12 protein-coding genes and 1 other RNA gene are annotated in these 12,144 nt (G+C 61.1%); 7 read left to right on the top strand and 6 right to left on the bottom strand.

Annotated features, from left to right (window positions below; all coding sequences use genetic code 11):
* Both J1D76_RS05185 and ffs read left to right on the top strand, forming a co-directional pair.
* Entirely contained in the window at window positions 1–1,167 is a 1,167-nt protein-coding gene (locus tag J1D76_RS05185) for a zinc-binding metallopeptidase family protein (protein WP_421137328.1), read from the top strand.
* Between the two features lie 111 nt (window positions 1,168–1,278).
* Window positions 1,279–1,375, top strand: an RNA gene (ffs, locus tag J1D76_RS05180) — signal recognition particle sRNA small type.
* Window positions 1,376–1,471: 96 nt separating this feature from the next.
* On the opposite strand, the gene J1D76_RS05175 is transcribed toward ffs, so the two are convergent.
* Complete coding sequence (locus J1D76_RS05175; RefSeq protein ID WP_421137327.1) at window positions 1,472–2,236, bottom strand: substrate-binding periplasmic protein; 765 nt, start codon at window positions 2,234–2,236, stop codon at window positions 1,472–1,474.
* Between the two features lie 123 nt (window positions 2,237–2,359).
* On the opposite strand from J1D76_RS05175, the gene dnaX reads away from it, so the two are divergent.
* From dnaX to J1D76_RS05150, 5 genes are all read left to right on the top strand, one after another.
* Window positions 2,360–4,438 (top strand): DNA polymerase III subunit gamma/tau, encoded by a 2,079-nt coding sequence (gene dnaX / locus J1D76_RS05170; RefSeq protein WP_421137326.1) that lies wholly within the window; start codon window positions 2,360–2,362, stop codon window positions 4,436–4,438.
* Between the two features lie 68 nt (window positions 4,439–4,506).
* Window positions 4,507–4,845: a YbaB/EbfC family nucleoid-associated protein gene (locus J1D76_RS05165; protein ID WP_007971455.1), complete on the top strand. Its 339-nt coding sequence runs from the start codon at window positions 4,507–4,509 to the stop codon at window positions 4,843–4,845.
* 262 nt (window positions 4,846–5,107) lie between these two features.
* The gene (locus J1D76_RS05160; protein ID WP_421137325.1) at window positions 5,108–6,142 is read left to right on the top strand and encodes an NADP-dependent oxidoreductase; all 1,035 of its coding nucleotides are present in this window, start codon (window positions 5,108–5,110) and stop codon (window positions 6,140–6,142) included.
* 71 nt (window positions 6,143–6,213) lie between these two features.
* Window positions 6,214–6,816 carry a recombination mediator RecR gene (recR, locus tag J1D76_RS05155; protein WP_046041325.1) on the top strand — a complete coding sequence of 201 codons (603 nt, stop codon included), beginning with the start codon at window positions 6,214–6,216 and terminating at the stop codon, window positions 6,814–6,816.
* Between the two features lie 181 nt (window positions 6,817–6,997).
* Window positions 6,998–8,146, top strand: coding sequence for an acyl-CoA dehydrogenase family protein (locus tag J1D76_RS05150; protein WP_421137324.1), 1,149 nt, complete (start codon window positions 6,998–7,000; stop codon window positions 8,144–8,146).
* Between the two features lie 118 nt (window positions 8,147–8,264).
* Here the strand turns inward: J1D76_RS05150 and J1D76_RS05145 are convergent, their stop codons facing one another.
* From J1D76_RS05145 to ccoS, 5 genes are all read right to left on the bottom strand, one after another.
* The gene (locus J1D76_RS05145; protein WP_008057870.1) at window positions 8,265–8,813 is read right to left on the bottom strand and encodes an adenine phosphoribosyltransferase; all 549 of its coding nucleotides are present in this window, start codon (window positions 8,811–8,813) and stop codon (window positions 8,265–8,267) included.
* Window positions 8,814–8,893: 80 nt separating this feature from the next.
* Window positions 8,894–9,628, bottom strand: coding sequence for a fumarate/nitrate reduction transcriptional regulator Fnr (fnr, locus tag J1D76_RS05140; protein ID WP_007995802.1), 735 nt, complete (start codon window positions 9,626–9,628; stop codon window positions 8,894–8,896).
* A 90-nt stretch (window positions 9,629–9,718) separates the two neighbouring features.
* Window positions 9,719–11,101 (bottom strand): oxygen-independent coproporphyrinogen III oxidase, encoded by a 1,383-nt coding sequence (hemN, locus tag J1D76_RS05135; RefSeq protein WP_421137367.1) that lies wholly within the window; start codon window positions 11,099–11,101, stop codon window positions 9,719–9,721.
* A gap of 127 nt (window positions 11,102–11,228) precedes the next feature.
* Window positions 11,229–11,912, bottom strand: coding sequence for a sulfite exporter TauE/SafE family protein (locus J1D76_RS05130; RefSeq protein ID WP_421137323.1), 684 nt, complete (start codon window positions 11,910–11,912; stop codon window positions 11,229–11,231).
* Window positions 11,905–12,123: a cbb3-type cytochrome oxidase assembly protein CcoS gene (gene ccoS, locus J1D76_RS05125; protein WP_421137322.1), complete on the bottom strand. Its 219-nt coding sequence runs from the start codon at window positions 12,121–12,123 to the stop codon at window positions 11,905–11,907. The genes J1D76_RS05130 and ccoS overlap by 8 nt, the downstream gene beginning before the upstream one ends.
* Window positions 12,124–12,144: the final 21 nt, after the last annotated feature.

Raw genomic sequence — 12,144 nt, 5'->3', positions numbered from 1 at the left:
ATGTACCGTTTTTTCGAACAGCTCAGCTCGCGTATCGCCGCCCCGTTCATGGGCGACAGTTCGCGCAACAGCAAGGTCTGGCCCTGTCGTTGCGGGCAGTCGTTGTTCTTTCGCAACAGCCAGTGCCTGGCCTGTTCGGCAGCGTTGGGCTATCAGCCAGAGCGGAGCCGCCTGTCATCCTTGACGCCGGGCTCGACTCCGCAGACCTGGCGACTCGATGCCGACCCCGAGGGCGGCGAATTTCGCCGCTGCGCCAACCTCGATTCACCCGCTGCGTGCAATTGGTTGCTGCCCGCCTACGATCACGCCACGTTGTGCATCGCCTGCAATCTCAATCGCACCATTCCCGACCTGTCGATCGCCGACAACCACGAACGCTGGCGCAAGATGGAAACGGCCAAGCGCCGACTGGTGGCGCAACTGGTCAGCCTGGGATTACAGGTGACTCCCAAGACGGTCGATGCAGAGACAGGCCTTGCCTTCGACTTCATCGGCGTCGACATCGAAGGCAATTCGCCGACCACCGGCCACGCCAACGGCCTGATCACCCTGGACATCAAGGAGGCCGATGACGCTCATCGCGAGCAGCTCCGGGTGCAAATGCACGAGCCTTATCGCACCTTGCTCGGGCATTTTCGTCACGAGGTCGGGCACTACTACTGGGATCGATTGATCGCCGACGGCCCTTGGCTCGAAGCCTTTCGTGGCCTGTTCGGCGACGAGCGCGCCAGTTACGCCGAGGCCCTTGAACGGCACTATCAGCAGGGTGCACCGCAAGACTGGCAGCAACGCTACGTCAGCGCCTACGCAACCATGCACCCGTGGGAAGACTGGGCGGAAACCTGGGCGCATTACCTGCACATGATGGACGCCGTGGACACTGCATTGGGTTTTGGCATGAGCGCCCGAGAAATGGATTTCGACTACCAGCCGTTTGCGCCCGAGACTCTTTATGACCCGCAGCATCCTGGCGGCGCGGCGTTTCTGTCGTTCGTCAACGCGTGGATCGAACTGGCCGGCATGCTCAATGAATTGTCGCGTAGCATGGGGCAGCCGGATTTCTATCCGTTTGTCTTGCCACCGGCGGTGATCGCCAAGCTGCACTTTATCCATCTGGTGATTCAGCAGGCGGGCGGCAGGGCCGAGGAGGTGCTTCAGGCGCATTAGCAAGTGCTTGAGCGAGCTCATGTTTTTTATCCAAAACCAACGGTTGTAACTTCGTCTCAGATAGGTACAATGGCGCGGCTCGCCGACAGGTGAGCATCGTTATGGTGACCCTATCGGTCCCCCCGCAACGATTACCCGTGAACCTGGTCAGAGCCGGAAGGCAGCAGCCACAGCGGGAACATTGTGTGCCGGGGTGTGGCTGGTAGGGTTACCACCTTAACGAACAGCGTGGAAAGTACACCGAACTGCATGGGTATCACCCACTGCGGTTTTTTTTCGTCTGCGATTTATGCGCGCGACGCCGTCAAGGTTCTCGGGCGCCAACAGTCGACGACTCGCCGCCGATGTACAGCCGGATGATGTCCTCGATTTCCCCGGACATTTTCATCCGCAACAGGGTGCGCAGAATGCGTTGCACCGGCACTTGCGGGTCGTTGCGCACGTAGCAGCCGACATGCTGCTCCTGCAGCAGCGCCACGCTGAGCAGCTGCTGTTCCGGCAGCAGGCGCTGATTGAACCAGTCCAGGCTCCATTGATTGCTCACGGCATAGCGGTTGCGCCCGGCGAGGATTTTTTCCAGTACCTGTTCCTGGTTGCGGGCGTCGTCGCGGTGCAATTGATCGGTGTCAAACAGCGGTTGCAGGGTCGGGTAGCTGTAGCCCAGCACGGTGCCGATGGACTGGTGTGTCAGTTCTTCCGGGTTCACCGTGGCGGGGCGCTCATGCCGGGTGATCAGCAGGTCGGGCTGGGTAAAGATCGGGATGCTCCAGATATAGTCGCCGGACTGATGCGGTAGCCACGATTGCGCGGCATAACAACGGACGTCGACTTCGCCATGCTCCATGGCGTTTTGCACGCGCCCGCGGGGCAAGACATGGAATTCGGCCGGCACGCCGACCTGGGTCGCGAGGCTGAGCATCACGTCATACAGAATGCCCTGGACCGGTTTTCCCCGCTCCAGTTGCACCATGGGCATGGTCCAGCTGTCGGTTATCACGAAGCGCAGCGGCGCTGGTGCGGCCACGCTGTCCAGGCTGATCAACAGCAATGCCCCCAAGGCCAACCGCATAAACACTCCGTTAATAGCCCCCGATAAGCAGCTTAGCCAGAATACACGAGCGCACCGGATGCAATTTGCGCCTTGCTCCGCTAGCATTAGCCGCTTCTGCTTCCTTCGCTGCGACGGTTTTCGATGAGTTATCAGGTTCTTGCACGTAAATGGCGTCCGCGCTCGTTCCGCGAAATGGTCGGCCAGACCCATGTGCTCAAGGCTCTGATCAATGCCTTGGACAGCCAGCGGCTGCACCACGCCTACCTCTTCACCGGTACCCGTGGGGTCGGCAAGACCACCATCGCGCGGATCATTGCCAAATGCCTGAACTGTGAAACAGGTATCACTTCCTCGCCCTGTGGCGAGTGCTCGGTGTGCCGCGAAATCGACGAAGGCCGCTTTGTCGACCTGATCGAGATCGACGCCGCGAGCCGCACCAAGGTCGAAGATACCCGCGAACTGCTCGACAACGTGCAGTACGCCCCGAGCCGTGGGCGCTTCAAGGTCTACCTGATCGACGAAGTGCACATGCTCTCCAGCCATTCCTTCAACGCGCTGCTCAAGACCCTCGAAGAGCCGCCACCCTACGTCAAGTTCATCCTGGCCACCACCGACCCGCAGAAACTTCCTGCAACGATTCTGTCGCGGTGCCTGCAGTTCTCCCTGAAGAACATGACACCGGAGCGTGTGGTCGAGCATTTGACCCATGTGCTGGGTGTCGAGAACGTGCCCTTCGAGGACGATGCACTGTGGTTGCTGGGCCGTGCCGCCGACGGGTCGATGCGTGACGCCATGAGTCTGACCGACCAGGCGATTGCCTTCGGTGAAGGCAAGGTTATGGCCGCCGATGTGCGGGCAATGCTCGGGACCCTCGATCACGGGCAGGTCTACGACGTTTTGCATGCGCTGATCGAAGGCGATGCCAAGGCGTTGCTCGAAGCCGTCCGCCACCTGGCCGAACAAGGCCCGGACTGGAACGGCGTGCTGTCGGAAATTCTCAATGTGCTGCACCGCGTCGCCATCGCCCAGGCCTTGCCGGAAGGTGTCGACAATGGCCACGGTGACCGTGACCGCGTACTGGCACTGGCCCAGGCCTTGCCGGCCGAAGACGTGCAGTTCTACTACCAGATGGGCCTGATCGGTCGCCGCGACTTGCCGCTGGCGCCCGACCCACGCGGCGGCTTTGAAATGATGCTGCTGCGGATGCTGGCGTTCCGGCCCGCAGACACCGCGGATGCCCCGAGGCAACCGCTAAAGCCAGTGGGGATCAGCCAGGCCACAGTTGATTCCGCCAATTCAGTGGCTGCCGCGCCGGTTGTTGCGCCGGTAGTCGCTGCGGCTGTTGCACCCATCGCCACCGCGCCGGTTGCGCCTTTGGCGGCCCCTGTGCCTGCCCCGGAACCGGTGGCGCCGGTGGTTGTGCCTGAACCTGTGGTGCAAGTGGTCGCGGTCGAAGAAGTGGTCGACCTGCCGTGGAATGACCCGGTCGAGCCGACCCCTGTTCAGCAACCGGCGGTGGAGCCGGTGCTGGAAACCACCAGTGAACAACCCGAATTGCCGCCGATGCCGTTGCCAACGCCGGACAGCGTTGTGCCAGACGCCCCGGAATGGGCTGCCGCGCCGATCCCGGAACCTTCGGTGGCCGACGTCGATGCCGCGACACCGGGCATGGACCTGGATGACGAGCCGCCGCTGGACGAAGATTACATCGAGCCGGACATGGATTCGGCCTACAGTTATCTCGACGAGCTGGCCAGCGAGCATGCCGCCGAGCCGGCTCCAGAGCCCGAGCCGGAACCCGCCGCAATGCCGGCCACCGGTCTGGCCCTGCAATGGCTGGAGCTGTTCCCGAAATTGCCGATTTCCGGCATGACCGGCAGCATTGCCGCCAACTGCACGCTGATCGCGGTCGATGGCGACAACTGGCTGATGCACCTGGACCCGGCCCACAGCGCCTTGTTCAACGCCACGCAACAGCGTCGCCTCAATGATGCGTTGAACCAGTATCACCAGCGCACGCTGACCCTGAGCATCGAGCTGATCAAGCCCGAGCAGGAAACCCCGGCACAAGCGGCTTCGCGCCGCCGCGCCAACCGTCAGCGCGAGGCGGAGGAATCGATCCACGGAGATCCGTTCATCCAGCAAATGATGCAGCAGTTCGGTGCGGTGGTGCGTAACGATACTATTGAACCTGTCGACGCCCTGGTCACCCAGGGCTAATAATTGAAGGCGCTCGGCTACCCTGTGCCGGGCGCTGTTTTGATCCACGTACTTTTGAGGTGATTACCATGATGAAAGGTGGCATGGCCGGCCTGATGAAGCAGGCGCAGCAGATGCAGGAAAAAATGGCCAAGATGCAGGAAGAGCTGGCCAACGCCGAAGTCACCGGTAAGGCCGGTGGTGATATGGTCACCGTGGTGATGACCGGTCGTCATGACGTCAAGAGCGTGACCATCGACCCAAGCCTGGTCGAAGGCATGAGCGAAGACGACAAGGAAATGCTCGAAGCGGTCATCGCTTCCGCGGTCAACGATGCCGTGCGCAAGATCGAGGCCAACAGCCAGGACAAAATGGGCAGCATGACGGCCGGCATGCAACTGCCGCCGGGCATGAAACTGCCATTCTGATTCGCCTTCAGGCGGCAGATGAGCTACAAAAAATGCCAGGCATTGCGCTTGGCATTTTTGTTTTCTGCATTTTGTTTTGTGATGCCTGTGAGATAGCAATCGCGAGCAGGCTCACTCCTACATTTGAAATGCTTTCCTCTGCAGGAGCGAGCCTGCTCGCGAAGAAGTCAGCTCGGTCTTACTAAAAACACATCGAACGCCACACCGCCACAAAGGTCTGCTCCCTATATCAACGAACCCATCGATCACAGGAGACGCTGCCATGTCCGACCCCATGACCCTCAATCAACGCATAGTCCTGGCCTCGCGCCCGGTCGGCGCGCCAACGCCGGAAAACTTCCGCATGGAGCGAGTGGCGCTGCCGGACCTGGCCGACGGCCAGGTGCTGCTCAAGACCGTTTTCCTGTCGCTGGACCCCTACATGCGCGGGCGCATGAGTGACGCACCGTCCTACGCCGCTCCCGTGGAAATCGGCGAGGTCATGACCGGTGGCGCTGTCAGCCGGGTCGAGCGCTCGCTCAATCCGAAGTTCCAGGAAGGTGACCTGGTAGTCGGTGCCACCGGGTGGCAAAGCCACAGCATCAATGACGGGCGCAGCATCATCCCGGTGCCGTCGGGATTGCCCAGTGCATCGATGGCCCTCGGCGTATTGGGGATGCCCGGCATGACTGCGTACATGGGCCTGATGGACATCGGCCAGCCCAAGTCCGGTGAAACCCTGGTGGTGGCCGCCGCCTCTGGCGCGGTCGGTTCAGTGGTCGGCCAGGTGGCGAAGATCAAGGGGCTGCGCGTGGTCGGTGTGGCCGGCGGTGCCGACAAGTGCCGTTATGTAGTCGACGAACTGGGCTTCGACGCCTGCGTCGATCATAAGAGCCCGGATTTCGCCGATGAACTGGCCAAAGCCTGCCCCAAGGGCATCGACATCTATTTCGAGAACGTTGGCGGCAAGGTTTTTGATGCCGTGGTGCCGCTGCTCAATCCCAAGGCGCGGATTCCGCTGTGTGGCCTGATTGCTTCCTACAACGCCCATGAAGCGCCGAGCGGGCCGGATCGCCTGCCGCTGTTACAGCGCACGTTGCTGACCAAGCGCGTACACATCCAGGGGTTCATCGTGTTCGATGACTATGGTGATCGCCAGCCGGAATTCCTCAGTGCCATGGCGCCTTGGGTGCGTGAGGGCAAGATGAAATTTCGCGAGGACGTAGTCGATGGCCTGGAGCAGGCGCCCGAGGCGTTCATCGGCATGCTGGAAGGGCGCAACTTCGGCAAATTGGTGGTGCGGGTTTCCCCGGACTGACGCTGCAATTTGACGCTCAACCGAGGCGCGGGTATAAACCGCGTCTCGTTGTTTTGTCGGACGTTTCCACCATGAGCTTCAGCCCTTTGATTCGCCAACTGATCGACGCCCTGCGAATTTTGCCAGGTGTGGGTCAGAAAACCGCCCAGCGCATGGCGTTGCAGTTGCTCGAGCGTGACCGCAGCGGCGGCTCGCGACTGGCGCTTGCCCTGAGCCAGGCTATGGAAGGCGTCGGTCATTGCCGTTTGTGCCGCACGCTGACTGAAGATGACCTGTGCCCGCAATGCGCCGATACCCGCCGTGACGACACCTTGCTCTGCGTGGTGGAAGGGCCGATGGACGTCTATGCGGTGGAACAGACCGGTTTCCGCGGTCGTTATTTCGTGCTCAAGGGCCATTTGTCACCGCTCGACGGCCTGGGGCCGGAAGCCATCGGTATTCCACAATTGATGGCGCGGATCGAAGAGGCCGGCACATTCGCTGAAGTGATCCTGGCCACCAACCCGACTGTGGAAGGTGAGGCCACCGCGCACTACATCGCCCAATTGCTCAGCAGCAAAGGCCTGATCGCCTCGCGTATTGCCCATGGCGTGCCGCTGGGTGGCGAGCTGGAACTGGTGGATGGCGGGACGTTGGCGCATTCGTTTGCCGGGCGTAAGCCGATTACTCTGTAATTTGTGTTGTCTGGGCTGGCGTCTTCGCTGGCAAGCCAGCTCCTACAGGGAGGTTGTGCTTACCGGTAGGAGCTGGCTTGCCAGCGAATCAGACACCGCGATCTCGTTGATTCACACAATCCTATTGAAAACCAAGCAAGCGCTCGGTTAACTTCACTGACCCCTTCAGTGGAGCTCGCCGATGTCTGCCTTTCAGGAATACTTCGATCCCAGCCACCAATTAGTCCGTGACAGCGTCAGCCGTTTCGTCGAACGCGAGATTCTTCCGGATATCGAGCAGTGGGAAGAAGCCGAAAGCTTTCCCCGAGAGCTGTACCTCAAGGCCGGCGCGGCAGGGATCCTCGGCATCGGGTATCCGCAGGCTTACGGCGGCAGCCATGAAGGCGATCTGTTCGCCAAGGTGGCTGCCAGCGAAGAGTTGATGCGCTGCGGCTCGGGTGGGCTGGTCGCAGGGCTCGGCTCACTGGACATCGGCCTGCCACCGATTCTCAAATGGGCAAGGCCGCAAATCCGCGACCGCGTGCTGCCTCAGGTGCTATCAGGCGAGAAGATCAGCGCCCTGGCCGTCACAGAACCCGGTGGCGGCTCCGACGTCGCCAACCTGCAGACCCGCGCCGTGCGGGACGGCGATGTCTACCGGGTCAACGGCAGCAAAACCTTTATCACCAGTGGCGTCCGTGCGGATTACTACACCGTCGCGGTCCGCACCGGCGCGCCGGGTTTTGCCGGCATCAGCCTGTTACTGATCGAGAAGGGCACACCAGGTTTCACCGTCGGTCGGCAGTTGAAGAAAATGGGCTGGTGGGCGTCGGACACGGCCGAATTGTTCTTTGAAGATTGCCGCGTGCCCGTGGGAAACCTGATCGGCGCCGAGAACATGGGCTTCGCCTGCATCATGGGCAACTTCCAGAGCGAACGCCTGGCCCTGGCGTTGATGGCCAACATGACCGCGCAACTGGCATTGGAAGAGAGCCTGAAGTGGGCGCGCCAGCGTGAAGCCTTTGGCAAGCCGATCGGCAAGTTCCAGGTGATCAAGCATCGCCTGGCAGAGATGGCCACCGCACTGGAAGTGTCCCGGGAATTCACCTATCGCCAGGCGGCGAAAATGGCGGCGGGGCAAAGCGTGATCAAGGAAATCTCGATGGCCAAGAATTTTGCCACGGACACGGCCGACCGGATCGTCAACGACGCGGTGCAGATTCTGGGGGGGCTGGGTTACATGCGCGAGAGTCTGGTGGAACGGCTGTACCGCGACAACCGGATTTTGTCGATTGGCGGCGGGACGCGGGAAGTGATGAACGAGATCATCAGCAAGCAGATGGGGCTTTGAGTTTTGCGCAGCGGCGGATGACGCTTTCGTTGGCAAGCCAGCTCTACAAGGGTTTTACGATGCTCACAAATTCTTGTAGGAGCTGGCTTGCCAGCGATGGCGGTTTGAAAGGCGCCGCTTACTTGTCGCTCAATGCAAACTGCGTCAGGCAGAACGTCGGGATGCCCATGTCTTCCAAACGCTGCGAACCGCCCAGCTCCGGCAGGTCGATGATCGCCGCCGCTTCATGCACCCGCGCACCCATGCGACGGATCAGGTTGGCCGCGGCAATCAAGGTGCCACCGGTGGCGATCAAATCATCGAACATCACCACCGAATCGCCTTCGCACAGGCTATCGGCATGCACTTCCAGGAAGGCCTCGCCATATTCGGTCGCGTAGCCCTCGGCCAGCACGTCAGCCGGTAACTTGCCTTGCTTGCGGAACAGCACCAGCGGCTTGTTCAACTGATAGGCCAGCACCGAACCGATCAGGAAGCCACGGGCATCCATGGCGCCGATGTGGGTAAAGTCAGCCTCGACGTAACGGTGGGCGAAGCTGTCCATCACCAGGCGCAGGGCCGTAGGCGACTGGAACAACGGGGTGATGTCGCGAAAGATCACGCCCGGTTTCGGGAAGTCGATGACAGGGCGGATGAGGGATTTGATGTCGAAGGAGTCGAAGACCATCGTCTGGTGTTCCTGGCAGGGCTGCAAACGACGCAGTATAACGGCGGCTGAACCGTTTCGCTCAGCCGCAACGATTTGTATCAGCTTTCCAGTGAACCGCCGGCCAGCGCGCACAACTGGATCGGGTCGATAATCCGGATTTCCTTGCCTTCGGCGGCAATCAATTCGTTTTGCTGGAAGCGCGTAAACACCCGCGATACGGTCTCTACCGCCAGGCCCAGGTAGTTGCCGATTTCGTTGCGCGACATGCTCAGGCGGAACTGATTGGCGGAAAAACCCCGCGCACGGAAACGTGCCGACAGGTTGACCAGGAAGGTGGCGATGCGCTCGTCGGCGGTCTTCTTCGACAACAGCAACATCATTTGCTGGTCGTCACGGATTTCGCGGCTCATCACGCGCATCAACTGGCGGCGCAACTGCGGCAGTTGCAGGGCCAGTTCGTCGAGGCGTTCGAAAGGAATTTCACACACCGAAGTGGTTTCCAGGGCTTGTGCCGAGACGGGGTGCTTTTCGGTGTCCATGCCCGACAGACCGACCAGTTCGCTGGGCAGGTGGAAACCGGTCAGCTGTTCTTCGCCGGTGTCGCTCAGGCTGAACGTCTTGAGTGCGCCAGAGCGGACCGCGTAGACAGAATCGAAGGTATCGCCCTGACGAAACAGAAACTCGCCTTTTTTCAGTGGCCGACCGCGTTTGACGATTTCGTCCAGCGCGTCCATGTCTTCCAGGTTCAGCGAAAGTGGCAGGCACAGAGGGGCCAGACTGCAATCCTTGCAATGGGCTTGATTGTGAGCGCGCAGTTTTACTGGCTCGGACATTTCTTCAATCCTTGTGGGAAATCACACATAAGCCGTAAGGGTAACTCACCCTAAGAGATCGAGGCCAGTCCGGGCTGCTTGCTTGCAGAATTAGATTACGCGTGAAAAGCGCTGACGACTGTGTTGCTCCAGATAAGCATCAAACACCATGCACACCGAGCGCACCAACAACCGGCCGGCGGGCAGGACGGTGATTCTGTCCCGATCAAGCGTGATCAGGCCGTCCTTGGCCATGTTGTGCAGTTGCGGCCAAAGTTCGCCGAAATAGCCCTGAAAATCGATATTGAAGGCCTGTTCGATGTCGGTGAATTCAAGGCTGAAATTGCAGATCAATTGCGCAATCACGGCGCGCCGCACGCGGTCATCGGTGTTGCACCGCAGGCCGCGGCTGGTGGCCGGTTGAAGGGAGGCGAGGGCGTTCTGATAGTGGTTCAGGTCGCTGCTGTTCTGGCAGTAAAGATCACCGATCTGGCTGATCGCTGAAACACCCAGGCCGATCAAGTCGCAATGACCGTGGGTGGTGTAGCCCTGGAAGTTGCGCTGCAGGGTCGATTCTTCCTGGGCAATCGCCAGTTCATCGTCGGGCAGGGCGAAGTGGTCCATGCCGATGTAGCGGTAGCCGGCCGCCGTCAGTTGCTCGATGGTGCGGTGCAGCATTTCCAGTTTCTGTGCGGGTGTTGGTAGATCGTTGCTGTTAATTCGCCGCTGCGGCATGAAGCGTTCCGGCAGATGCGCATAGTTGAACACCGACAGCCGGTCCGGTTGCAGGCGGGTGACCTCTTCGACGGTGCGGGCGAAGTTGTCCGGCGTCTGTTTTGGCAGGCCATAAATCAGGTCGATGTTGATCGAGCGAAACTGCAAGGTGCGGGCGGCGTCGATCACGGCGCGGGTTTCTTCCAGGCTTTGCAGGCGGTTGACCGCACGCTGCACCGCCGGTTCGAGGTCTTGCAGGCCGATGCTGACCCGATTGAAGCCCAGTTCGCGCAGCAGGCCCATCGTCGACCAGTCCGCCTCGCGGGGGTCGATCTCGATGCCGTAGTCGCCGGAGTCGTCGTCCAGCAAATGGAAGTGTTTGCGCAAATGCGCCATCAACTGGCGCAGTTCGTCGTGGCTGAGGAACGTCGGTGTGCCACCGCCGAAGTGCAGTTGCTCGACCTTTTGCGTCGGGTCGAGGTGGCAGGCGATCAGCTGGATTTCCTGCTCCAGGCGCTGCAAGTAGGGTTGCGCCCGGCCACGGTCCTTGGTGATGACCTTGTTGCAGGCGCAGTAATAGCAAATGTTCGCGCAGAACGGCACATGCACGTACAGCGACAACGGACGCTGGGCCTTGCGGCTGTCGCGCAGGGCATGGAACAGGTCGAAGCTGCCGACTTGACTGTGAAATTGCACGGCGGTCGGGTAGGAGGTGTAGCGTGGTCCCGCCAGGTCATAACGGCGGATCAGTTCGGTATCCCAACGAATGGCGTCGAGCATCATGCGGGCGTTCCCCCGGATTGGCTGGCAGTGTTGGCCACTTTATGCGAGGGCGGGGCGGGGCATCTTGATTTGCATCAAGAGGGAGTATGAAGAGCCTTTTGTGGCGAGGGGGCTTGCCACAGAATCAGTGCCCCATGAGCCAATGCTGGTGCGGCCCCGGCAAGGTCCAGAGGCCGAACAGCATCACCAGCAAGCCGCCCGTCATCCGCACGCTGCGCTTGCGCAACAGGGCCGTGACGCGCTCAGCGGCGAGTCCGGTGGCCAGTAACACCGGCCAGGTGCCAAGCCCGAACGCGAGCATCAGCAACGCACTGTCCAGCGCGTTGCCCTGACTGGCCGACCACAGCAAGGTGCTGTAAACCAGGCCACACGGCAGCCAGCCCCAAAGCGCACCCAACAGCAACGCGCGCGGCACACTCGATACCGGCAGCAAGCGGTTGGCGACGGGCTGGATATGTCGCCACAAGCCGCGGCCGAGGCTTTCGATGCGGGTCAGGCCGCTCCACCAGCCGGCCAGGTACAGGCCCATGGCAATCAACAGCAAACCGGCGAGGATGCGCAGGAACATCGCCGCCGGGCTGCTGGCCACCGCCCAGCCGGCCAGGCCGATCAACAGGCCGGCGCAGGCGTAACTCAGGATTCGTCCCAGGTTGTAGGCCAGCAACAGGCGAAAGCGCCGGCTGCGTTGCTCCTTGGGAATGGCCAGGGTCAGCGCGCCCATCAAGCCGCCGCACATGCCCAGGCAATGCCCGCCACCGAGCAAGCCAAGGATCAGCGCAGACACCAGCAGTGGCGCCAACTCAAGCATGAGGCGGGGCCTTGTCGTCGGATTTGGCCGGATGGCCGCTGGCCTCATCGACGGCGGCGGTGTGGTTCGGGTCCTGGTCGTCGAACAGGATACTGTGGGCCGGGCCGTCGAGGTCGTCGTACTGACCGCTGTCGACCGCCCAGAAGAAGATGTACACGGCGATGGCCACAATCAGCAATGCGGCGGGAATCATCACGTAAAGAGCTGGCATCTGGACTCCATGCCCGCGCGG

Source organism: Pseudomonas sp. NFX15 (assembly GCF_049132105.1).
Taxonomy (GTDB): Bacteria; Pseudomonadota; Gammaproteobacteria; order Pseudomonadales; family Pseudomonadaceae; genus Aquipseudomonas.
Note: the sequence above shows the minus strand (reverse complement) of the source record. Positions and strands in the feature narration are given on the sequence as shown.